Raw genomic sequence first — 23,957 nt, 5'->3', positions numbered from 1 at the left:
AATGTTGTTTACCTGCGATTTTAATAACAAATATTCCCAGTTTTCTTACGCTGGGGGTAGAGCAGTATTGGCGAGCTCGCTCAAAAAACCCGTTGGAGGTATGTGCCTGCCCGGTACGTCGGATTTCTTGCGTGAGTAACCCGATAACACCAAAGCGGGTGTCGGGTACAAACAATAAAAATCCCATTCATAGGAGAAGCAGATGCAACTGGAAATTCACCATCAAAACCTGCAGGTCTTACATGAAAATACCCTCCCGGCGCGGGCCTACTATATACCGCTCTCGCCGCAGCAAGCCGCCCAAGAAGAAAACCGGGGACGAAACTTCAACTTAGAGCGGGAAGACTCTGATCGTTTCCAGCTCATGAATGGTGACTGGGACTTTGGATATTACCCAAATCTAGAGGTGGTGCCAGCCGACTTTTTCCAACCCGCCGCCGCATCCCTCCCAGCTAGGATTCCCGTTCCCGGATCCTGGCAGCATCACGGCTATGACCAGCATCAATACACTAATATCAACTATCCCTTCCCCTTCGACCCGCCGCATGTTCCCCATAGCAATCCCGCCGGAGCCTATCGCCACACCTTTAACTATGAACAAGACCCGGATGCTCCGGGTGCCACCTTGATTTTTGAAGGAGTAGATTCCTGCTTCTACCTGTGGGTGAACGGTAAATATGTCGGTTATTCCCAGGTGACGCACGCGCAATCCGCTTTTGATATCACCGCGCATCTAAACGAGGGAGAAAACACTCTGGCAGTGCTGGTTTTCAAATGGTCTGATGGCTCCTACCTGGAAGACCAAGACAAGTTCCGCACTTCCGGGATTATTCGTGACGTTTACCTGTTGAAACGGCCGCTCTCGCATCTAAATGATTATTTTGTTACTACCGATTTGCAGGATAATCAGGCAGAAGTAACCCTGCGTGCCAACTTTAGTGGAGAGGCGCTGGATATTACCGCCACTCTAAGTGGCGCTGAAGGAGAGATTGCCCGCTGCGCCCTCGAGCCCTTTACGGATCCGCAGGGTATCTATACCCACTGCGCCCGCTTTACTATCAAGAATCCCCGGCTGTGGCACCCGGGCGAACCCTATCTATACGACCTGGTAATGACCAGCGAGAACGAAGTGATTACCGAAAAAGTGGGGGTGCGGGAAGTTACTATCGAGGACGCGGTCTTAAAGTTTAACGGCAGCCCCATCAAAATCAAAGGGGTAAATCGCCACGACAGCGACCCCGATTCCGGCCCGGTAGTTTCTATCGAGCATATTAAGCGGGATTTGCAGATGATGCGGCGCCACAATATCAACGCGGTACGTACTGCCCACTATCCCAACTGTCCCCAGTTCTATCACCTGTGTGATCAGGCGGGATTTTATGTGATGAGCGAGGCCGATAACGAAAGCCACGGCACCCGGAACCGCCTACTAAAGGATGAATCCGAAGAAAATATTGTGGAGCATTGGAACCATACGATTGCCAATAATCCCGAGTGGATAGAGGCCACGATGGATCGGATGCAGCTGTGCGTCCATTCGGAAAAGAATCGTCCCAGTGTATTTTCCTGGTCAGCAGGTAACGAATGCGCTTATGGCGCTACATTCGAAAAATGCTTGGCTTGGGTAAAACAATTCGATCCTAGCCGGGTAACTCAATACGAAAGCGCGTTCTATCGATCTGCTGACCGCAAATATGACTACCAAAATATCGACCTGTATTCACGGATGTACCCACCACTGTCTGATATTGACGATTACCTAGAAAAACTGGGCGATAAACCCTTCCTTCTAGTTGAATACTGCCACGCTATGGGCAACGGTCCGGGAGACTTAGAAGAGTTCTGGGACAAAGTGCGCTCCGATGCCCGCATGTGTGGCGGATTTATTTGGGAATGGTGCGACCATGCAGTTCGAGACAGCGAGGGGCATCTGCTTTATGGTGGCGATAGCGGCGAAGATCCTCATGATGGAAACTTCTGTGTAGACGGGTTGGTATCCCCAGAGCGCCTACCTCATATCGGTCTGCTAGAAGCCAAGAATGTCTATCGCCCTTTGCGTTGCCAATATGATCAAGAAGGCGGAAAACTGCTGGTTACTAATACCGCCGACCATCTGAACGCCGCCGATTTTACCTCCTTACGCTGGGTAAAAGTGGTAGACGGGCAGGAAGAAAGCGGCACTTTGGAAGTACCCAATTTGCCCGCTCATGAAACGGTTGAGATTCCCTTGCGGTTAGAAGTGCCTGTGGAAGGACGCTGCTACCTGCGGGTAGAAACCTATCTGACCCGCCCCATGGCGTTCCTGGAAGCTGGACATTTATTAGGGTTTGACGAGTTCGCCCTCAAGAATTCCAGCCCGCACACTCCTCGCGCCCTGGAGCTATTAAAAACGGATGTCGAGGGAGACGGCACAGCTAACATAACGGAAGATCCCCTAGAAATATGCGTTGTTAGTGAGGATTACACTTACCGCTTCTCGCGTCATACCGGGATGCTGACTGGGATTGAGCTAGGCGGAAAAGAACTATTAAAGCAGCCGACTGAATTAAATATTTGGCGGGCTCCCACCGATAACGATATGTATATTCGTCCCCTCTGGGGGCGGGCGCGCTATGACCGCGCCTACCCGCACGCTTATGAGGTTCGCGCTGATAGCGAGGCTCGGGGTACGGTGGTCAGCGCCAAAGTGGCACTGGTGGCAAAAACCTTGCAGCCACTACTGAAGGCCGATATCGAGTGGATTATCAGGCCAGACGGAGTTTTGCAGGTAAACGCGAAGGTGTGCCGGGATACCCAATTCCCAGAACTGCCTCGCTTGGGTCTGCGCTTCTTCCTAGATAAATCCCTACAGCAAGCCACTTGGGCAGGGCTGGGTCCGCATGAAAACTACGTCGACAAGCGTCGTTCTAGTTGGCATGGATATTTTGAATCTTCGGCGGGATATTTGTTCCAAAATTATTTACGTCCGCAAGAAAACGGATCTCGCTCAGATTGCGACTATCTGTGCCTTGCCGGAAAAGACCTGAAGATCGAGGTTGCCAGCGAGGAAGTATTTTCCTTTAACGCCAGTTATTACAGTCAAGAGGAGCTTACAGCTAAGCCTCATGACTATCAGTTAACGGAAGCTGATAGCACCATCTTGTGCCTGGATCACCTGATGGCGGGGATCGGTTCGCAAAGCTGCGGACCGAAACTGCAGGAAAAATATCGGGTTGATTTCGAGACCACCACGTTCTCTTTCACTATCCGTTTCTCCAACTAATCAAAGGAGAAGAAAGACCTAGCGGAAACGAAATATCCAAAACGCTATCAGACTGTCGCCCTAATCGACTCTGTCGGCTGCGGCGGAGGGCAAGGCGCTTAGGAAGCGGGGTTGGTTAAAACCAGCCTTGGCGAAAGCGTCTAGTACGGCACCGGCAGTTGCCTCAAGCTGGTCGCTGCGAACCAGGGCAATAGCGCAGCCTCCGAAGCCTCCTCCTGTCATCCTGGCTCCATAGGCGCCGGCCTTCCGGGCTGCCTCCACCGCAACATCTAGTTCTTTGCAGGTAACTTCATAGTCGCGCCGCAAGGACTCGTGGGAGGCGTCTAGCAGCTTTCGCCATTGATCTAGATCCGCGCCTGCCTCTAAAAGCTCACATAGCCGCTGGCAGCGTGCGATCTCGGTAAGTACGTGTCGCACTCGCGAAACCTGCTCCGGGTCATCTAATTTATCCAACTGCGATTGCACCCAAGAGGGAGGATAGTCTGCAGCTTCTAAGTCAGTCAGATTATCGGAGGGCGGAATATCTTTCGGTACCAGCTCACCAAGTTCTTTCACCCCTAAAATCTGCGCCGCATCTTCACAGGCAGCTCGGCGTGCCCCGTACTGCCCATCAGCGAGATCATGGGAAGTGCAGGTATCAATCACCAGTAAGGATAGTCCCAAAGCTGGCAGATCAAAAGGATGGGCACGGGTTTGCCAAGTAGCACAATCCAGTTCCAAGACTCGATCTTTTTCACAAAGCATCGATGCAGATTGATCTAAACCTCCGGTAGGAGCCCCCACATAGCGGTTCTCAGCTAACTTTCCTGCCTCTACCAGCAGTTTTCTTCCCTCAAAGCTGCCTGCCAACCCCAGGGAAGCCAGATCATCAATACCCACCGCGATCGCACATTCTAAAGCGGCGGAAGAAGACAGGCCGGCGCTTAAGGGAACACTGGAAGCTATCGCTACTTCTAGTCCCGGCACTTTCTGCGCTAGTTCTCGCGCTTTTTCTGGATGACCGTTATCTTCAAGTACCCGTTTCAACCCCAAGATAACGCCTCCAACAAAAGCACCGGGGCCGCTAGCGGGATAGTTTTTTGCTAACTCTAAAAGGCTGTGAACGCTTAGCTGTGGGAAGTCTTCAGAAACAATTTTTAGTTGATCATCCTCACGTACTCGCAGCGCCACATAGATAGCGTGGGGGAGGGCGAGAGGCAATGCCTTCCCACCATTGTAATCGGTGTGTTCCCCGATTACATTGACTCGACCAGGAGCCCGCCAGACCCCTATCGGTGTCGCTGCAAAGGTTTCCTCGAAAAGCTCTCTAGCTCTGCGCGCGCCCTCTTGCGGATCATACGCGGGGATAAAATCTGGTTTCATGGGTGCGTTAGAACCTTTCTATTTGGTCTGGCGTCAACCAGTCTACCTTGCAGATAACTCCCGCAGGCAGGGTTTCTAAAATAGCAGCCGAGACAGACGTTGGCGCGCCAATTTTACTGCCTCGGGGTTGCGAGACAGGCGGAATAGTTCCAGCAGGCGTTGCCGATACTCGTCACGCTCCTCGTCAGCAGACTTTGCAATAAGGGATAAAACTAGATCGAAAGCTTGCGGTTCATTGCCGGCTTGGAAAAAACGATCCGCCAAAACCAGGGGATCGGAATCGTCTTGGCCTTCTTCAGTCTGCAAACGCTGAGCAATAGATACTTTATCCACCAGTGCCTGATAGCGGGAGGATTCTTCGGGGCGGTTTCGCAGTAGCTTTTGTGCCTGCGTCATAGCCTCTGCATATTCGCCTGCTTCGACCAAAGCTTCCACCGCTTTTTCTTCTTCGCTTCGCGGATCTTCCTGACCCGAGTCAGCTTCTCCGGCCATGACGCCGGTCAGTCCTGTCTGTCCAGCGATCTGTAAGACTTGATCGATAAGCGGTTTGATCTGGGCTTTGGGCTGCGCCCCTTGGAAAAGAGGTGCGGGTCTGCCCCCGATCAGCGCCACTACCATGGGGATGGATTGTGCCTGGAATGCCTGCGCTAACTGCGGGGAATCATCCACATTGATTTTCACCAATTGGAATCGTCCCTGATATTCGCGCGCCAGTTCCTCTAGAATCGGGCCGAGTTGTTTGCAAGGTCCGCACCAGGGAGCCCACAAGTCAATGATTACCGGCACTTTAAGCGAGGTTTCAGCGACTTCCTCAAAAGTGTCATCGCTAGCGTCGCGAATAAAAGGACCTGTAACCACGGCACCGCCATTTTGATTTCGCCTACTCCCGGCATTAGCTGGAGCTTCGCTTACGGTAGGATTATCCGCCAATCCTGGTTGAGAAGCCGTTGCAGTTTTAGCAGCAAATTGGGATAAATCTACTGCTCCATGTGTTTGTGCCAATCGAAACCATCCTTACTTTGCGGCCGCCGTTAACACTTCAGAAGCCGCGATTACCCGCACCTTGCCATCTTTGGTGCCCTTGGGTGGTATCTGCAACAGTACGCAGATAACTCGGCTCCAGGAAGCTTGCTTGGTGACCTTGCCGTTGTCTAGCAGATTAACCACATCACCGCTGAGGGTGATCGGTTTATCTTTAGCTACGTCCGTCAGCTTAACTTCTTGAGTGTAGGTGGTCGCCACCAGTGCCCCATTTTTCGCGGGCAGATTAATCGCCAGAGTGTTATTTTTAAAATCAGTAGGAGTTACGGTGGATGCTACCTTACCGGCATTGCCTACTCCCTCGGTAAGTGCCTTCAATTCTGCGCGTTTGCCCTCCATGAGGGGATCCACGAACACTTTGTCAGCATTTTTTGCTTTAGCGTCGAAGACAGTCTGCGCCCAAGTATTGACCGCTACTTCCGGAGAAAACATCAGGTTGGCAGCGCTAGCAAGATCTAAAGTTTGTGATCCCCTTGCTACCACGTCAGTTTCTGGCAAGGACGCCTTGGGCAGTAGCTGCATCCACTGCCATAGTTGATAGGGGCTGGTTGCCTGGTTTTGACGGATTATTTCCACATATTTTGCACCATTGCTATCTGCCCCCGTCACGTTAAGCAAAGCGCGTGGCCACTTGTTTCCAGAGGTTACGGTAGTGATTTCCGAGGACGCAGGCAGCGCAGTGGGAACCACTTGGTTGTTCTTTTGATGCATCTGGTATTGCGCGGTGCGCATGGCCAGTGCGGGACCGGCCACTCTGGGTTTTAGTGCTCCGGCATCAAATTTGGAATCTCCGGCTGCTAAAGCGGAGTTAACTGCCTTAAGGATGGGGTCTACCTGTTCGACTCGCAAAGCTGGATAAGTCTCGGTGGGAGCAGAACTTGGTACCTCTTTGCGCTCAGCGGCACTAGTGCATCCTGCCAGGCTGGTTATTGCCAGGCAGCTAGCTGCGGTAACGGACAATAATACTCGCATTTTTCTCATCAGTTGCTACCTCCTTGACTCTGGTCAAAGGTAGATTCACCTTCGAAATCTGCCATATCAGGACCATCTCCCAGTCCGTCCAGGTCGAAGTCATCGTCCTCGAACCATTCTTCGGCGCGCTCAGGAGCTACCTCCGCTTGCGCTGCGGGAGGTTGATAAGAGTCCGCGGGGTTGTAGGAGGCTTGCGGCTGATACGAGTCCGTTGGCCGGTAAGAGTCCTCCGGTTGTAGTGAGGCGGCTGGGTTGTAGGAGGCCTGTGGTTGATAAGAGTCCGCTGGATTGTAGGAGGCTTGCGGCTGGTAGGAGTCTGCCGGCTGTGGTGAGGCGGCTGGGTTGTAGGAGACCTGTGGTTGATAAGAGTCCGCGGGGTTGTAGGAGGCCTGCGGCTGATACGAATCCGCTGGATTGTAGGAAGCTTCTGGCTGGTATGACTGTGCCGGCTGCGGTGAAACAGCCGGGCTGTAAGAGGCCTGCGGCCGGTAAGAATCCTCAGGTTGTAGTGAGGCGGCTGGGTTATAGGAAGCCTGCGGCTGATACGAATCCGCTGGCCGGTAAGAATCCTCAGGTTGTAGTGAGGCAGCTGGGTTGTAGGAGGCTTGCGGCTGGTAGGACTGTGCCGGTTGTAGTGAGGCGGCGGGGTTAAATGAAGCCTCCGCTGCAACCTCAGGGAGCGGAGAATACGCCGGCGGCTGAGGGCTTTGCGCGGGTAACGACAGCTCTGCCGCCGGCATCGTGGGAGCTGAAACTTCCTCAGTAGCTGGAACTTCTGGGGTCAGCGAATCCGCGGCTTCGGGATTGATCGCTTGTCCGTCGGCATCAGTGCGGATTACCGGCACCAATCCGGTGGGGAACTTTACCCCTTCCACTTCGATGGTTGCCTCCCCGCGTTCGCGGGCTTTGCGTAATTCAGAACGCGAGGGCGGTTTAGTAACCGCATTGAGTGCAGGTATCTGCACGGTTTGCTCTCCTTGAGCCGCGGCTTCCTGGGCGCGCTGTTCACGGCGCTTACGTATTTCTGCTTCTTCTTTAGCAGCTGCTTTGGCCAACCGATTGATTACCACAGCAACGACTGCGCCGATTAACATCAATAGCAGCCCCGCGATCAGCAGCGGCCAGAACCAAGGGGTAGAAACTGGCTGTGTCCACTGTAAAGTCAGCTGTACATTTCCTTCCTCTGACCAAGCAATCAGAGACCATGCGCCCTCGGAACGATCCCAGGTTTGGCTAATCTGTCCGGTATCTACCTCTTTATATTCGACCCACATATCCTTTCCGGCAGCTTCTCCGGGTTGGCGCGGATCCGCTTTCCCCTGATGCGGTTCGGTCAGTAGGGTGGTGTCATCTTTTTGTCCGGTAACTTCCACGTAGTTTTGGTCAGCTGCCCAAGCAGTCACATCGGCAGACCGTCCGATCGCTAAGGCTACTTTTCCCTGCCCGGCGACGGTAATTTTGGTGGGGGAGTCATAAAGTTCAAACATTCCCGGTCGGGTAATCGCCAGAGTTTGTTTTTGATTATTAGTAGGCAAAGATGCCGAAACCTGCGGAGTTGGCTTCCAAATGGTCGCGCTTGCTACTCCGCCTAGCGCAACCAGAGCCCCCACTATTACTAAAAGCAGTGGAAGCCAATATCTACGTAAGAAAATGTTCACCAGTTTCCCCTCAAGTCGTAGCCGGACAACTATAACTACACTTTACTTGCTTTACTGCGGTGATGCTTGTACCCGGTTAGGGGTGTGACTAGGGTCAATTTTACCGTAACGTTTGGTTTCAGGCATAAATAAGTGAAAGACTAGGCAATGATACGGGGTTTCGCACTCCTCAAGTAATGGAATAAAATGTTCCGAGTAATGCCTAATCTCAGCGGCTCATCTTCAGGGAGGACCAGGTGGAAGAACAAACTGATTTCCCGATCGTAATGCGCGGTTATGATCGTGTTCAGGTCGATTTGCAGATTCAAACTTTGAATAACCAGATTACCGAGTTACAGCAGAAGCTGGACACGGTAGACCAGCGCAATGTGGATTTAGGGGAACAACTCGCAGAAGCACAAAAGCAGCTGCGTTCTTCTGATCGTAGTTCTTACACGGGGATCGGCGCGCGGATAGAACAGCTCCTGCGCAGCGCGGAAGAACAATCTACCGCGGTCATTAATAAGGCCAATGCAGAGGCCGAGCAGCTGATGGAAAAGACCCGCAAGAACGCTCAGGATATGTCAGAGCGGGCAGAGGCGGAAGCTGCTTCCCTGATTTCAGAGGCGCGGCGCGAGGCTGAAGAACGTACCACCACCGCGGCCACTGAATCGGAGACAGTGCTGACTAATGCCCAGCATCGGGCGGATGAACTGGTTGCCGCGGCAGAGCGGGAAGCCTCCTCGCTGCGGGCAGAGACCAACACCCAGGTTTCTGATTTGAAAGCAACTGTTGATCGGGAAACCGAATTGCAGCGCGCTCAGGCCGAAAAAGACTACGTGGAAATGCGGGTTAAAGCTGAGCAAGAAGCTTCCCAGCTCCGCAATGACGCCACCGCAGAGGCACAGGCACTGCGCGAGTCCTCTTTGACCGAAGCCACTAAGACTCGGGAAGAAGCCAAAGAACAGGCAGAAAAGACTTTGGCAGATGCTCGCAGTCAATCCGAAAGCATTTTGAAAGAGGCGCGGGAAAGCGCGGATAGCATTCGTGCCGAGATCCAGCAGATGCGCCAAGAAGCCGAAACGGAAATCGCGGCCGCTCGTGCCGCCGCTCGCGAGGCTGATGCTCAGGCTCATGAACAGTCTCGTTCCGAAACCTCCGCGATGGTGGCCGCTGCTAAAGCTCAGGTTGCTGATGCAGAGAAGCATTTGGGCGAAACCTTGCAGCGGGCAGAGCGTCTGCTAACTGACACTGACGCAGTAGTTCGTCGCCGCCAGGAAGATGCACGCCGCGCGGCAGAAGCCACCATTGCGGCTGCCGAGGGCGAAGCCGAGCAGGTGCGTGAAGCTGCCCGGATCGAAGCTCAGGCAGAGCGGGCCGCCGCGCAACGCACGGTGGAGCGCTTGGAGCGTCAACGCGAATCCATCGCCGCTTACCTCGAAGAAATGCGGGGCTTGCTTGGCTCTGAGACCGCTACTGGTCTCGAGGGGCTGACCCCCATGCAGCAGCTGCCGGCAGTGCTAGCTCAGGCACCTGAGGAAGCCGAGGGCGAACAGCCGGCTCCGGTGGAACCGCCAGTATCTCCGGCCACTCCTGATGAAGAATCGGCGGCTACCGATCTGTTCACCAGCGAGGAACAATAGGCTCAATAAACTCGTTTAACTAACTTGGGGCGCGTCTTTGGAATACCAAAGACGCGCCCCAAGTTTTTTTTGGCGGTTGCTCTCAGGCAATTGTCTGCCCACTCTGGCGGCGGAAAGTACTCTGGGGCGCAGCAGCTGTATAAGCGGGTTGTCGGCGTTAGTTCTTGAAGGAATGTACGGGGGCGGGGATACGTCCGCCGCGAGCCGCAAATCTTTCTGAAGACAGCGAGGTTACTTCCATAATTGGTGCCCAGCCCAGTAGGCCTCCGAAATTCGCTTGGTCGCCTACCCCTTTACCCGGTACTGGAATCACTCGCACCGCGGTGGTTTTCCCGTTGGCAACCCCGATCGCGGCCTCATCAGCAATCAAACCGGTAATAGTAGCAGCGGGGGTATCACCGGGAATCGCGATCATATCCAGACCTACTGAACAGATAGCGGTCATGGCTTCTAGTTTTGCCAGACTCAAAGAACCGCGCTGGACTGCCTGAATCATATTCGCGTCCTCGGAGACCGGAATGAAGGAGCCGGAAAGTCCCCCTACCAGTGAACACGCCATCAGGCCGCCCTTTTTAACCGCATCGTTGAGCAAAGCCAAAGCCGCAGTAGTGCCGGGCGCTCCGACCGCTTCTACGCCCAGCTCTTCTAAAATCGCAGCCACCGAATCTCCTACTGCCGGGGTAGGGGCGAGCGATAAATCCACGATTCCGAAACTGACGCCCAGACGCTTCGCTACGGTTTGCCCCACCAGCTGCCCCATGCGAGTAATCTTGAAAGCTGATTTTTTAATTGCCTCCGCGCATTCTTCAAAAGGACGCCCGCGTACTCCCGCGAGCGCCCTCTCGATTACTCCTGGGCCCGAAATCCCTACCGATACCACCGCATCGGGTTGGCTCACGCCATGGAAAGCACCCGCCATAAAGGGGTTATCTTCTACCGCATTGGCAAACACCACCAGTTTTGCGGCTCCGATTCCGTCTTTATCGGCAGTTTTATGGGCGGCGGCGAGAACTTGCTCACCCATTTTTGCGGTCGCACTCATATTGATTCCGCTGCGAGTAGAACCGATATTCACCGAGGAACATACGATATCGGTAGTAGCTAAGGCCTCGGGTATGGACTCTATCAACGCTAAATCACTGCGGGTTGCTCCAGCTTGCACCAACGCGGAGTAGCCGCCTACGAAATCTACTCCTACAGCTTTACCGGCGCGATCAAGCACCTGGGCAAAGGGCAGGGGATCATCGGTACGGCATGCCGCTGCTATCAGGGAAATTGGGGTTACCGAAAGCCGCTTATTGATAATCGGCACCCCGAACTCGCCCGCGACCTCCTCGACAGTCGAAACCAGGTGGGAGGCAGAGCTTAAAAACCGCTCTTCTATGCGCGCGCAGGCTCGCTCGATATCGGCGTCGGCACAATCCAGCAGGGACAGCCCCAAAGTGACGGTGCGTACGTCCAGGTTGTCCTCGGCAATCATCTGTATGGTTTCCAGGATTTCCCCGGTGGTATCCACGCCCATGATTCTCCTCTATGATTATGGTGATTTGCGCAGCTAGGTGGTAAGCAGCTTAGAGTTTATGCATGGCGTTGAAGAGGTCTTCCGCCTGAACTTTAATAACCAGCCCTTCGGCTTCCTCTACTGGTGCCATAGCTGCCTGCACCTGCGCTAACCCGATCTGCTCTTCATCGAATTCCAGTTGCATAATCATCGTGAAATATTCATCCATCAGCGTCTGGGACACATTGGTGATATTCACCTGATTTTGGGCGAGCGCTTGGGACACCGCTGCGATAATCCCGGTATGGTCGATACCGGTAACCGTCATAATTGCTTTCACGTGCTTCAGCTTACGTTCTTCTACGGCTTTTTTGCGATTCCTCGTCCCGGTTTCTTCATTTCTGAACTCTTTGGTAATAATGGCGGAGTGACTTCTAGTTTGATTATTTCGACCCTCGTGCAAGCGCTAGTGCTATTTGTAGCCACCAATATTGACCACTTGGCGTTACTGGCCTTGTGGTTTGTGCACGGCCAGAATCGCCCTGGAACCACTGCGCGTATATGCGCCGGTCAATATGTAGGTTTCGGGGTAATCCTGGCAGTCACCATAGTCTTAAGCGCAATTTCTGGTTTGGTAATCCCGCAGGAGTACCTGCGGTTTCTGGGGCTGATACCCCTGGCACTGGGGGTGAAAGCGGCAATCGGCGAAATCCGGGAGCGGGTTGGGTCTAAGGACTTCGAGGACGAGGACGAGGCACAACTAAAGGGAAAAAAGGTCAGCGTAGGCGCAGTTGCCCTGGTGACTATGGCTAATGGGGGCGATGAACTAGCCGCCTATCTACCAGTTTTTGCCCTCTCCACCTGGTGGCAAATCGCCCTGTTTTGCGCAGTGTTCTTAGTGCTTGCTGGGGTGCTGCTAGCTCTTGCCCGTTTCATCACTGGACGTATGGGGCTGGCAGAGGTCTTGGAACGTTTTGAAGCGATTATTTTCCCCAGCGTACTTATCCTGCTAGGAGTGCTAATCCTCGCCGATTTGCTCTAGGTTGGTTGACTAGCTGTGGGAGATAGCGATCACGAGCCGCCGTCAGGAAAAGAAGCGATTGCCAATAGCGCGGGAGTAGATTTTATCCGAGCGGGCGCGGTGGGCATAAGAATTTGGAAAACGTAGCGACGTTTTCCAAATTCTTGGGCAGGAGGAAAAATCTACTCCCACGCTCACACAGTTGCTTTTTCCGAACCAGGGTAGTGGCTATTATCCTCGCTGATTGGCTTTAAGCACGTCTACGCAGACGAGTTATTACCATCGCAGCAAGCCATAGCGCCAGGGCGTAGCCCACCTGCACCCCGATGTTTACCCAGAACTGCGAGGCGGCGGCGCCGCTAAAGCTGGCCATTTCCGCTAACGCATTGTTGTTGTCGATGTAGTAAAAGCTGGGTAGCGCCCTCCCGATGGCTGCTACTGCATCGGGCATTAGATTCCGGGGAATAAACGCTCCACACAGGAAAGCACTGGCTAACGCCACCACGTTTACGATGGCGCTGAGAGCTTCCTTGTTATTAGTAATTTTTGCGATGAAAAACCCTATTGCCAAGACTGGCAGCCCAAATGCCGCAATGTTAAGCGCATAGAGTCCTTGTCGTCCGGTATCAGCAATGCCAGGCAGCAGCAGTCGCACTAAGAGCACGTTGAGAGCCACTAGGAAGGCAACAATGAGGGCACATCCTGCTATTAGGCTTAGGTCAATTCTGATGGGACGGGCGGGGGAGACCAGGGTACGTTTGCGGATGTTAACTACCGAAAAAGCCGCCAGGATCATGGTGATTACATAGGAGCCGCCGGCCAATAGGGTATAGCTCCCAAAGTTATACAGGGCGGTCACGTTGTGTAGAGTTTTTTGATCTAAATGCGAGGTAAGAGTGGCTTGGCTATCGAGTTTCAGGCTAGAGTTTACCGCTGTAACCAGCTCGTCCTCGTTCGTTAAATACTGTCCGTAGCCGGTAGCCAGCCGCAGGAAACGGCTTACTAGTACCTCGGCAGAGGCACTTTCCGAGCTGGCGCGGGTTTTGATATCGACGACGGGTTTTTCGCCTCGGAGGATGGTTTCCGTAAAGTCGCTGGGTAGGTAAACGACGTAGGATAAAGTTTCGTAATAGAGAGCGTCATCAATTTCTCGTTCACTGCTGCCGATGTCTGCTTTCTTGGTTTGCTCGGCCAAGTAAGAGTTAAAAGACTTGGTGAGAGCAGTTTCGTTGCCACGGTTGATAACTAAAACTGTAGGTTTGGATGCGGTAAAATCGCCGGAGGAACTGGGATTCGTCTGGAAAACGGTAAGTCCCATGACCATCAGGATGCTGGTAAACAAAATAACAAAAGCAATATTGCGGAGCAGTACCTGCAGGAAACCTTTAAAGACTGTCATAGCGCTGCTTCCTTAGTACGAGCAGGGAGGCGCCCAGGAGCACTGCCGAAATAATCAGCAGTAAGGTGACGTCTTGCCAAAACCCCTCGAACCCGGGGTGATAGTAGAGGTTATAGAAACCGTCGGTGATCAGGGCAGTGGGATTTAGTTTATTCACTAGGGGTATTTTTTGGTCTACTACGTAGCGCATGGTTGGCCCCATCATCCCTGCGAGTACTGCCCCCAACATGGTGACCGAAATTAAGACCCCAACTTTCATATTCTCTCCGCCGGGTACGAGCGCGGAAATCGCTACCCCAAAGGACAGTCCGACCAGGGCTCCAAGGGAAGTCAGCAGGATAGTTAATGCCCAATTGGGGCCAAAATCGATATCGAATAGGAAGTAACAGACTGCTACCAGCAGAATTAGCCCCACCAATTGCAGTAGGTAACTGGAGATAATCCCGGAAATTATCAGTTTAGCTTTACTGGTCGGTGCCACTGCTACCCGTCTGCCGATTACCCCCAAGGGCGGCTGGGCATTATTCATTACCGTCATGGAGAACATGCCCCCATACAGGGCAGCCATGGCTAGTAGCGAGAAGAATTCTGCCATTAGCGTGTCCATAGATTTGGGGCTGCGGTCACGTAAGGTAAATCCGCTGTTAGCGAGTCTGTCTTGAACCGAGGCCGCTACTTGGATGGGATCAATGGCAGGAGGCTGTCCGGGCTGAATATTTTGAAAGTCAGGCGGAGAGTGAGCGCGAACTTTGGCAGTAATCTCTCGCTGCGTCAGTTGGCTGATCATATCGGTGCGTTGGGTGATCTCGTCAAGAATCGCTTTCAAGATGGTTTGCTCCATCCCGTTAGAGGCGAGTGTCAAATGTGCTTTGGCATCTTTAGTCATGCCGGCAGTTGCAGTTCCGGTAATCTCGACTACTCCGGAAACTTTCTCGTCCGCTAAAAGCCTTTTTCCTTCCTCTAGGGTCTTGACTAGTCGTAGTTTTAAAATGGGCTGGTTTTCCGAGCTGACGGGGGAGGAATCTTCCTTACTTAAATCATCGAATGCGATTCTGAAGATGCTGTCTTGATAGGCCTGGGAGTTTACTACCGCTACCGGCACGGTGTCGAAAGCTCCTTTATTAACAATGTCTCCCAGCGCTCCTTTGAACAGCAGTCCCAGCAGGATAGGAAAGGCGAGCGTCCAAAACACCAATGCTCGGTTGGATAGCAGTAGCTTTAGGTTGTAGCCGATCAGGTGTCCCATAATTAGTCTCGCAGTTCCTTGCCGGTGAGCTGCAGGAAAACGTCGTTTAGGGTGGGGCGCTCGGAGTAAATGGACTCATACGATACCCCGGCCTGGCGTAATTGGTCGATGAGGGCAGACACATGGTTTTGTCCGTGCCGATATACCAGCTGAACTGTGCGATTTCTGCTGGTAACTGACTCAATTTGGGGATCAGATTCCAGTTTCTCCTTGAGTTCTGGGGACAGCTCTACCCCTTGCAAAGTAACTTTTTCTTCGATATCGGAAAGTTGTTTCAGCTCGTCAATGGTGCCTTGCGCAATGATTTCCCCCTTGTCGAGGATAATGATGCGGTCGCAAATCTGTTCGACTTCTTCCATATAGTGAGTGGTATAAACCACGGTCGCGCCCTGGTCTCGCAGGGTAACGATACCGTCAAGAATGTTATTGCGACTTTGGGGATCTACCGCCACGGTCGGCTCATCCAGGAAAATCAGCTCCGGCTTATGGGCGATACCGCACGCCAGGTTCAAGCGGCGCAACAGGCCTCCGGAGAGCTGCTTAGGGCGAAACTTCAGGTAATCTTGTAGTCCCACCAGCTTGACCGCCGCATCAATCATCTGAGCGCGTTCGCGCCTATCTGACACATAGAGGCCACAAAAGTACTCCAGGTTTTGCGCCACGGTCAGCTCATCAAAGACGGCAACGTCTTGGAATACCACCCCTAGTCGCCGTTTTATATCGAAGGCATCGGGACGCATTTCTTTCCCGAAGACTTTCACGCTCCCGCTGCTAAAGCGCAGTAACGATAGGATGCAGTTGATAGCAGTTGATTTTCCGGATCCGTTCGGCCCTAGAAGCCCCAAGATTTCGCCCTGACGAACTTGCAAAGTCAGCTTATTGAGGGCACGTAATTGCTGGTACTCTTTGGTTAGACCCTCTACTTCAATGATGCTGGTCACGACGGTTCTCGCGTTCTTGGGGTGGTTGCTGTTAAAGCAATTCTAACAAAGCTAATCAGAGCTAACCCCCAACTGTGGCGCCGTTAATCGAGAATTAACCGAAAGTTATTGCAGATTTTGAACCCTGACGCGGCTGAGGATAGGAAGTTATTACCGTTCAATAAGTATTCGAGGCAGCTAAACTGGCTGATAAAAGACATAGCGAAAGCCGGTGTAGTGATGGCCAAGAAGCACGTGAAAACTAACGCCCTGCGCATCCTCGAAAATGCGGGAATTGCTGCGCAAATGACGCAGGTTTCTTCCAAAGGGGAGTTTTTAGATGCCCTCACGATTGCACAAGAGCTGGGGGTAGATCCGCAGCTAGTATTCAAAACTCTAGTTCTCGAGGGCGAGCCTGGGGAACATTTCGTAGCGGTAGTGCCCGCTACTCACGAGTTAGATTTGAAAGCTGCAGCCAAGTGTTTTGGCGTAAAACACCTGGCAATGTTGCCTTTGAAAAAGTTAACCCCGCTCACCGGTTATATAAAAGGAGCGTGTTCGCCCTTGGGAATGAAGAAAGATTTGCCCACGGTGATCGATCAATCCGCTTTTGAACAAGAAAAGATTTACGTATCTGCAGGTAAACGCGGTTACCAGATTCTAGTTGCGGCTGTAGATCTGCAAAGGTTGATATCGGCGCGGCAGGGAGATATTTCCCGACCCTAAAGCGCGTAAGCCCTACAAGCAGAGATATGTTTGATTGGTTTTTATCTTCCTCAAAAAACGGAGTAAAGTTTCGGGTATACGAAACTTTTATAAGGGACGCCCGAAAACTGGTTAAAGGAAAGTGAGGGGCTGCATAGATGAGGCAGTTTTCGCGAGTTAGAAAGGTGAATCTGCGCAGATGAAAAAGGAATTAAAGCCTGATTCTCAGCCTGCTCCTAACGCCCAGGCTGCCGCCAAAAAAGGTTTGCTCCCGCTCCTGGGGCCGGCATTCATAGCGGCAGTCGCCTATGTTGATCCGGGAAACGTCGCTGCCAATATCACGGCTGGTGCCCGCTATGGATATCTGCTGGTGTGGGTATTAGTGCTGGCCAACCTGATGGCAGTGATCATTCAATATCAAAGCGCCAAACTGGGGTTAGTTACCGGGAAATCTTTACCAGAAATCTTGGGGGAGCGGCTTCACCGGGGCAAACGGATTGCGTATTGGATACAAGCGGAGATTATCGCGGCCGCTACCGACCTGGCGGAGATCGTGGGGGGCGCAATCGCCTTGCAGCTACTCTTCGGGCTACCGCTATTGGCGGGGGGCTTTATCGTCGGGTGTGTGTCGTTGGCACTGCTAATCTTCCAGAATGAACGCCGGCAAAAACAGTTCGAAACAATAGTGATCGGACTGCTAGTGATTATCACCGTAGGCTTCTTGTCGGGACTGGTGATCAGTCCGCCTGATCCCGCAGCAGCGTTTAAGGGGCTGCTGCCGCGCTTTGCAGGTACCGATACGGTGCTCATCGCGGCCTCTATGTTGGGGGCAACCGTGATGCCTCACGCGATTTATTTACATTCTTCGCTGGTGAATCATCGTTTCCCGGATCTAGGTTCCCGCGATATTCCGCACCTGTTACGTGCCTCCAAACATGATGTAGCCTATGCGCTATTAGTTGCGGGAGCTGTCAATATTGCGCTGCTATTGCTGGCTGCCTCGGCGCTAGCTGGCCAAAGCGGGACAGACAGTATCGAGGGTGCGCATCACGCTATCGAATCCGCATTAGGGACGACCATTGGGGTCATTTTCGCTATTGGGCTGTTAGCTTCCGGTTTAGCTTCCACTTCGGTAGGAGCCTATGCGGGTTCCGAAATTATGGGCGGGCTGCTGCATGTCCGGGTGCCACTATTTGCGCGGCGCCTGGTTACTTTGCTTCCAGCTTTGCTGATTCTTTGGCTCTACCCCAACCCCACTTGGGCGTTAGTTGTTTCCCAGGTGGCATTGTCTTTCGGAATTCCCCTGGCAGTAATCCCGTTGGCAGTCTATACGCGGCGGCGCGAACTAATGGGCAAGTACCAGGATAATACCGTGATGTGTTGGATCATGGGGGCGATTTCGCTTTTGATTATTGCCTTGAACCTGCTGCTAGTGGTGCTTACTTTCATGGGGATAGCCGTTTAAACTGGTGCCCGCAATAAGCCGGGGCGAACCTGTAAAGCTCGCGGCGTCCACATGAAGGGTTTATATGCGGGAGAAAGATTATCCAAAGGAAAAAGGGGTGTCCTCGAGAATAAATCATTCTCGAGGACACCCCCATTAAAACCGCTAAAACGGCTGAGCGAGAGTATTAGTCTTCTTTAGGACGTAACCAGAGGCAACCCAAGGGCGGAACCCTGAGCTCTACCGAATAGGGGCGGCCATTCCACTCCATATCTTCGGCAGTTACCTGGCCTAAGTTAGTTACCCCCGAGCCGCCATACTTGGCGTCATCGGTATTAATAATTTCTTCCCACTCCCCGCCGTCGGGTAGTCCTACCCGGTAGCCTTCATGGGGATTACCCGCAAAATTACAGATGCACACCATCTTGTGTTCGCGTCCCCGATCATCACGGGACTTGCGCACATAAGAGATCACGTTATGATCCGAATCGTTGGATTCAATCCATTCAAACCCGGTGTGTTCGTCATCCCACAATGCCGGTTCGCTAGTGTAGATCTGGTTCAAGTCCCGCACTAGTGCCCGTACTCCCTGGTTGCGGTCGTCATCTAACAGGAACCAATCCAGGGAGCGGTTGGCATCCCACTCGGCGCCTTGCGCGAACTCGCCCCCCATGAACAGCAATTGCTTACCCGGGTGTGACCATTGATAGGCGTAGAGGGAGCGCACTCCCGCTAGTTGCCGCCAGTAGTCACCTGGCTGCTTGGCCAGAATTGAACCTTTGCCGTAGACAACTTCATCGTGGGAGAGCGGCAAAATATAGTGCTCCGAGAATGCATACACCAGGGAGAACGTAAGTTCGCCGTGGTGCCAAGAGCGATTGACTGGGTCTTCACGCAGGTAACGCAAAGTATCGTTCATCCAACCCATATTCCACTTCAAACCAAAGCCCAAGCCGCCGGCATCAGTAGGAGCAGTTACCCCTGGCCAGGCTGTAGACTCTTCTGCAATCATGCAGATGCCCGGATACAGGCGGTAGCAGGTGGCGTTGGCTTCCTGTAGGAAAGAAATCGCTTCCAGATTTTCACGTCCGCCATATTGGTTGGGATGCCACTGGCCTTCTTCACGGGAATAATCCAGGTAAAGCATGGAAGCCACCGCATCGACCCGCAAACCATCAATATGGAACTCATCCAACCAGTACAGGGCATTGGCCACCAGGAAGTTCCGCACCTCGTTGCGACCAAAGTTGAAAATCAAGGTTCCCCAATCGGGCTGTTCGCCGCGGGTGGGATCCGGATGCTCATAGAGTTTGGTGCCATCAAAGTCGGCGAGCGCAAACTGGTCTTTGGGGAAGTGGCCGGGAACCCAGTCCAGGATGACCCCGATTCCCGCCTGGTGTAGTTTATCTACCAGGTAGCGGAAATCGTCGGGAGTGCCATAGCGGGAAGAGGGCGCGTAGTAGCCGCTCTGTTGGTAACCCCAGGAACCATAGAAGGGATGCTCAGAAACCGGCATCATCTCTACGTGGGTAAAGCCCATATCTTTGACATAGGTAACCAGATCGTCAGCCAAATCCCGATAGTGGGTGTCATAAGACCAGGACCCGATATGCATCTCATAGACCGACATAGGGGAGTTATGGGGATCGGTTTTTGCCCGCTTGTCCATCCACTCTTGGTCTTCCCACTGGTGGTGTTTATCGGTTACTACCGAGGCCGTCAAGGGAGGAATCTCGCAGGCGCGAGCCATCGGGTCGGCTTTTTGTTGCCAGGTGCCGTCTGGTCTTAAAATCTCGAACTTGTAGCGAGCCCCAATTTCGACGTCCGGGATAAACAATTCCCAGATCCCCGAGGAACCGAGGGAACGCATCGAGGAGGTCTCCCCATCCCAATAGTTAAAGTCGCCCACTACCCGCACCGCTTGGGCGTTCGGTGCCCAGACTGCGAAGGAGGCACCCTTGGTTTGCCCCATTTCGGTTTCATAGGTGCGCAGGTGAGCTCCCAATACTTCCCAAAGTCGCTCGTGACGCCCCTCAGAAATCAGATAAAGGTCAAATTCGCCAACGGTGGGCAGGTACCGGTAACCGTCATCTAGCTCTGTGGTTTCTTCCCCATAGGTGGTGCGCACCCGGTAATCAGGGATTTCGGTGCCCTCAAGGACTGCCACCCAAATGCCATCTTGCTCATGGATTGCCGGGAAAGTGCCTTTGGGGGTGATGATCTCTACCGCATCTGCCAGGTGGGCAACGGTGCGGATAGTTACGGAATCTTCCCCCACATGGGTGCCGAGCACTGAATGCGGGTCAAAATACCGCCCATGGGCAACGTTAGCAAGGACGTCTGGATCTACAGCTACAGGTTTTGCGTTCATGCCTCTAGCGTGTCACGAATCGCCCAATAATTCTTTGGAATAACGCCCCGATTTCCAATTTTTTTTCTACCCCGAGTTCCAAAAGCGTGCTTAGCTTGTGGGACAGCTACGCGTACAGGGGCGGATTTTGCCTCGCGCCCCGAAATCCGGAAATTTTCCGATCCCCAAGTTCCGAGAACGTGCGCGATCTAAAGCTGCGCGCGGGGAATTAGTTTTTCCTCCTGCCCAAAAATTTGGAAAACGTAGCGACGTTTTCCAAATTTTGCGCCCACCTAGCCTACTCGGATAAAACTAATCCCCCGCGCTCGGATAAGGCGTCACCCGACTAGGGGCGCGGCCGGTAAAAGATACGAGAGGGGCTTGAGCCGAGCCTCTGCGAGGCTCACCGGGTCCCCGGAGTGCTTTTACCGAGCCAGCCCCGGAATGGGGAATCAGATAAAACCGATTTTCCGCATGCGAGGGGAAATCCGCCTCTGGTGGCGGAGTCTAGTGATTATGCAGGTGAAAAAGATTACCAGTCGAGGCTGAAGTATTGCACCTCTTGGAACTCTCTTATCCCTTCGCGGGCGCCCTCACGACCAATCCCGGATTGTTTGACCCCACCAAAGGGGGCGGCGGGATCGGATACCAGGCCGCGGTTTACCCCAATCATGCCGGCCTCGATCTTTTCTGCTAGATGTAGCGCCCAGTTCAGGTCGCCGTAAACGTAGGAGGCCAGTCCCATTTCGGTGCCGTTTACCATCTTAAGAAGTTCGTCCTCGTCAGAGTATTCCTTAATGGGGGCAAGCGGGCCGAAGATTTCGTTTTGTAGTAGGGGGGAGTCGGCGCGGGGCACCTCGATAACTGTGGGTGCCACGAAGTATCCGGCTAAATCCTTGGGTAGGGGTGCTTGAGCCAGGACTTTTGCTCCTTGGTCTAGAGCGGATGTAAGTAGTTCTTTCATTCCTCGCTTTGCTTTTTCGTTAACTACCGGGCCGATTTCGGTTTCTGGATCTAGTCCCGCGCCCACTTTCAAAGCTGTTACTCGTTGGCAAAGTTTTTGCGTAAATTCTTCTTTAATGTCTTTGTGCAGGTAGATGCGGTTAGCGGCGGTGCAGGCTTGACCGCCGTTGCGGAACTTGGCAACCATTAGCCCCTCGACAGCGGCATCCACATCGGCGGTTGCTCCCACTACGAAGGCGGCGTTTCCTCCAAGTTCCATAGCGGTGTTCACTACCCGGGGAGCGGCGAGCCCCAGCAGGGTGCGTCCCACCGGGGTGGAGCCGGTGAAGGACACTAGGCGTACGCGGGGATCGGCTAGCCAGGTATTGGAAATTTCTGCAGAGTGGTGTGAAGGTACCAGGTTTACTACCCCGTCTGGTACGCCCGCCTCTTTTAGGATGCGCATAATGGCGAGGGCGGTTAAGGGGGTTTCGGAGGCTGGTTTTAGCACTACGGCGTTGCCGGCGGCGAGGGCGGGAGCGATTTTCCGGGTTGCCATGGCGGCAGGGAAATTCCAGGGAGTAATCAGCGCACATACCCCGACCGGGCGGGCGGTGACCAGGGTACGCGAGCCGCCGGCCGGCGGAATCGCATAACCGCCGTCAGAGCGGACTGCCTCTTCGGAGAACCAGCGGAAGAATTCGGCGGCGTAGGAGGCTTCGCCCAGAGAATCAGTATAGGATTTACCGTTTTCCCAGCTCATTAGGCTAGCGAGTTCCTTAGCGGAAGCCGTCATCAATTCCCAGGCGCGGCGCAGGATTTCGCCGCGTTCGCGGGGAGAGCGGGCAGCCCACCCGGGTTGAGCGCTGGCTGCCGCCTCGAGAGCAGCGCTGGCATCGGCGGTGGAGCCCGAGCTTACTTCGGTAATCGCGTGAGTGGTGGCGGGGTCTATTACCGGGAATGTTTCCCCGCTAGATGCTGGTCTGGGAGAGTTGTTAATCCAAACGGCTTTTGTCGGTTCCAGTTCTGCAACATACTGCGTTAGTTCTGCGCTATCCATAACCTCTTAATCTCTTTTCGTCTTAAATACCGCTTTTTCTGCGTCTTTGCGTTCAGTTTATAGCGTTACCATCAGGGGTGGTAGAAAAGTATCTCCCCCGAGCAGCTGGTCCGCTCGGGGGAGATATGGTTTCACCTCAACGGGCAGATTCTCTGCCTAGGCGTCGATCACGGGTAAAGACCGCGCCGTTTGTGAGCCTGCAAGACGCGTTCCACCGCCAATACGGTAGCTGCCACCCGCAAGGTCACGCCCTTTTCTTCGGCGTAAGCCTCTACATCTTTCCAGGCGGCGGTAATCCGCTGTTCCTCTTCCTGTTGTACTCGCTCTAGTGGCCAGAAGAAGTTGTCGCGTCCTTGTACCCATTCGTAGTAGGACACGATCACGCCACCGGAGTTTGCCAGAATGTCGGGAACCACCATTACTCCCTTTTCATTCAGAATCTTGTCGGCGGCAGAATCAGTGGGGCCGTTGGCGCCCTCGACAATAATCTTGGCTTTCACATCGGGAGCATTTTCCTTGGTGAGCACGCCTTCAATGGCGGCCGGTACCACTACGTCTACCTCCAGAAGTAGCAGCTGAGAGGCGTCCATGGGTTCTGCACCGGGGAAGCCTACGACTTTGCCTTTTTCGTCAACGTATTCGCCGAGAGCTTTGGTGTCGATACCATCGGCGTTGTAGATGGCGCCAAAAATATCGGAGATGGCGACTACTTTGCCGCCGCGACGCTGCGCGATTTCAGCAGCTCCGCGCCCTACTTTACCGAAGCCTTGGATGGCCAGGGAGGCGTCCTCGAATTTAATGCCTTGTTTCTTCAGGGCGGCTTCTACCATGATTACTACGCCCAGGGAGGTTGCTTCTGCGCGTCCGAGTGATCCGCCGAGAGAAACGGGTTTACCAGTACAAATGCCGGGGACGGTATAGCCTTGGAACTGGGAATAGGTGTCCATAATCCAGGCCATGGTCTGTTCGTTAGTTCCCACGTCGGGGGCGGGAACGTCTTTTTCCGGGCCGATGATCGGCAGAATCTCGGAAATGTAGCGGCGAGTTACCCGCTCTAGTTCGGCTTGGGAATACTTGCTGGGGTCAATAGTTACCCCGCCTTTTGCTCCGCCATAGGGTAGATTCACTAGGGCGCATTTCCAGGTCATCCACATGGATAGAGCGCGAACTTCGTCAATATCGACGTTTTCGTTGTAACGGATGCCGCCTTTGGCGGGTCCACGCGTCAAGTTGTGTTGTACCCGGTAGCCGTGCAACACTTCATGGGTGCCGTCGTCGCGACGAATCGGAATAGAAACGCTCATTTCGCGGCGCGGCGAAGCGAGCATCTCGTAGTCGCCCTCGGAAAATCCCAAGATTTTCTGGGCTTCCCGTAGCTGATTCTTCGCGTCCTCATAGGGATTCGGTTTGTAATCCTCGGACATATATTCTGATCTCCTTTAAGGTTTTCGA

Annotated in this window: 17 protein-coding genes; 5 read left to right on the top strand and 12 right to left on the bottom strand. The window is 53.5% G+C overall.

Annotated features, from left to right (window positions below; genetic code table 11):
* The first annotated feature begins 202 nt into the window (after window positions 1-202).
* Entirely contained in the window at window positions 203-3,262 is a 3,060-nt protein-coding gene (locus E6072_RS06550) for a glycoside hydrolase family 2 TIM barrel-domain containing protein (RefSeq protein WP_316694583.1), read from the top strand.
* A 60-nt stretch (window positions 3,263-3,322) separates the two neighbouring features.
* On the opposite strand, the gene galK is transcribed toward E6072_RS06550, so the two are convergent.
* The 4 genes from galK to E6072_RS06530 all read right to left on the bottom strand — a co-directional run bounded on the left by galK (window position 3,323) and on the right by E6072_RS06530 (window position 8,295).
* Complete coding sequence (gene galK, locus E6072_RS06545; protein ID WP_316694581.1) at window positions 3,323-4,624, bottom strand: galactokinase; 1,302 nt, start codon at window positions 4,622-4,624, stop codon at window positions 3,323-3,325.
* 75 nt (window positions 4,625-4,699) lie between these two features.
* Window positions 4,700-5,626, bottom strand: coding sequence for a tetratricopeptide repeat protein (locus E6072_RS06540; protein WP_316694580.1), 927 nt, complete (start codon window positions 5,624-5,626; stop codon window positions 4,700-4,702).
* Between the two features lie 12 nt (window positions 5,627-5,638).
* Window positions 5,639-6,646 (bottom strand): hypothetical protein, encoded by a 1,008-nt coding sequence (locus tag E6072_RS06535; RefSeq protein ID WP_316694578.1) that lies wholly within the window; start codon window positions 6,644-6,646, stop codon window positions 5,639-5,641.
* On the bottom strand, window positions 6,646-8,295 hold the full coding sequence (locus E6072_RS06530; protein ID WP_316694577.1) for a hypothetical protein: 1,650 nt from the start codon (window positions 8,293-8,295) through the stop codon (window positions 6,646-6,648). Before E6072_RS06530 ends, E6072_RS06535 begins: the two co-directional genes overlap by 1 nt.
* 266 nt (window positions 8,296-8,561) lie before the next feature.
* Here E6072_RS06530 and E6072_RS06525 point away from each other — a divergent pair, with 266 nt between their 5' ends.
* On the top strand, window positions 8,562-9,917 hold the full coding sequence (locus E6072_RS06525) for a cellulose-binding protein (RefSeq protein WP_316694681.1): 1,356 nt from the start codon (window positions 8,562-8,564) through the stop codon (window positions 9,915-9,917).
* 157 nt (window positions 9,918-10,074) lie between these two features.
* Here the strand turns inward: E6072_RS06525 and E6072_RS06520 are convergent, their stop codons facing one another.
* Window positions 10,075-11,439, bottom strand: coding sequence for a PFL family protein (locus tag E6072_RS06520; RefSeq protein ID WP_316694575.1), 1,365 nt, complete (start codon window positions 11,437-11,439; stop codon window positions 10,075-10,077).
* Between the two features lie 49 nt (window positions 11,440-11,488).
* The gene (locus E6072_RS06515; protein ID WP_316087548.1) at window positions 11,489-11,758 is read right to left on the bottom strand and encodes an ACT domain-containing protein; all 270 of its coding nucleotides are present in this window, start codon (window positions 11,756-11,758) and stop codon (window positions 11,489-11,491) included.
* An 87-nt stretch (window positions 11,759-11,845) separates the two neighbouring features.
* On the opposite strand from E6072_RS06515, the gene E6072_RS06510 reads away from it, so the two are divergent.
* Entirely contained in the window at window positions 11,846-12,460 is a 615-nt protein-coding gene (locus E6072_RS06510) for a cadmium resistance transporter (protein ID WP_316694572.1), read from the top strand.
* Window positions 12,461-12,689: 229 nt separating this feature from the next.
* On the opposite strand, the gene E6072_RS06505 is transcribed toward E6072_RS06510, so the two are convergent.
* From E6072_RS06505 to E6072_RS06495, 3 genes are read right to left on the bottom strand one after another with little or no spacing between them, the layout of a single operon-like run.
* Window positions 12,690-13,838, bottom strand: a complete 1,149-nt coding sequence (locus E6072_RS06505) for an ABC transporter permease (protein ID WP_316694570.1) — start codon at window positions 13,836-13,838, stop codon at window positions 12,690-12,692.
* A complete protein-coding gene (locus tag E6072_RS06500; protein ID WP_316694569.1) occupies window positions 13,825-15,084 on the bottom strand; it encodes an ABC transporter permease in 1,260 nt (419 codons plus the stop codon). Before E6072_RS06500 ends, E6072_RS06505 begins: the two co-directional genes overlap by 14 nt.
* A gap of 2 nt (window positions 15,085-15,086) precedes the next feature.
* Window positions 15,087-16,025 (bottom strand): ABC transporter ATP-binding protein, encoded by a 939-nt coding sequence (locus tag E6072_RS06495; RefSeq protein WP_316694568.1) that lies wholly within the window; start codon window positions 16,023-16,025, stop codon window positions 15,087-15,089.
* A gap of 219 nt (window positions 16,026-16,244) precedes the next feature.
* Here E6072_RS06495 and ybaK point away from each other — a divergent pair, with 219 nt between their 5' ends.
* Window positions 16,245-16,730, top strand: a complete 486-nt coding sequence (gene ybaK, locus E6072_RS06490) for a Cys-tRNA(Pro) deacylase (RefSeq protein ID WP_316694567.1) — start codon at window positions 16,245-16,247, stop codon at window positions 16,728-16,730.
* 178 nt (window positions 16,731-16,908) lie between these two features.
* Complete coding sequence (locus E6072_RS06485) at window positions 16,909-18,174, top strand: Nramp family divalent metal transporter (RefSeq protein ID WP_316694565.1); 1,266 nt, start codon at window positions 16,909-16,911, stop codon at window positions 18,172-18,174.
* A gap of 166 nt (window positions 18,175-18,340) precedes the next feature.
* On the opposite strand, the gene glgB is transcribed toward E6072_RS06485, so the two are convergent.
* The 3 genes from glgB to E6072_RS06470 all read right to left on the bottom strand — a co-directional run bounded on the left by glgB (window position 18,341) and on the right by E6072_RS06470 (window position 23,929).
* Window positions 18,341-20,524 (bottom strand): 1,4-alpha-glucan branching protein GlgB, encoded by a 2,184-nt coding sequence (glgB, locus tag E6072_RS06480; RefSeq protein WP_316694564.1) that lies wholly within the window; start codon window positions 20,522-20,524, stop codon window positions 18,341-18,343.
* Window positions 20,525-21,035: 511 nt separating this feature from the next.
* Entirely contained in the window at window positions 21,036-22,505 is a 1,470-nt protein-coding gene (locus E6072_RS06475; protein WP_316694562.1) for an NAD-dependent succinate-semialdehyde dehydrogenase, read from the bottom strand.
* 167 nt (window positions 22,506-22,672) lie between these two features.
* Window positions 22,673-23,929, bottom strand: coding sequence for a Glu/Leu/Phe/Val dehydrogenase (locus E6072_RS06470; protein ID WP_316694560.1), 1,257 nt, complete (start codon window positions 23,927-23,929; stop codon window positions 22,673-22,675).
* Window positions 23,930-23,957: the final 28 nt, after the last annotated feature.

The organism is Varibaculum cambriense (genome assembly GCF_032557235.1).
Lineage (GTDB): Bacteria > Actinomycetota > Actinomycetes > Actinomycetales > Actinomycetaceae > Varibaculum > Varibaculum cambriense_C.
The sequence above is the reverse complement of the archived record's forward strand: the minus strand, read 5'-3'. Positions and strand labels throughout refer to the sequence as shown.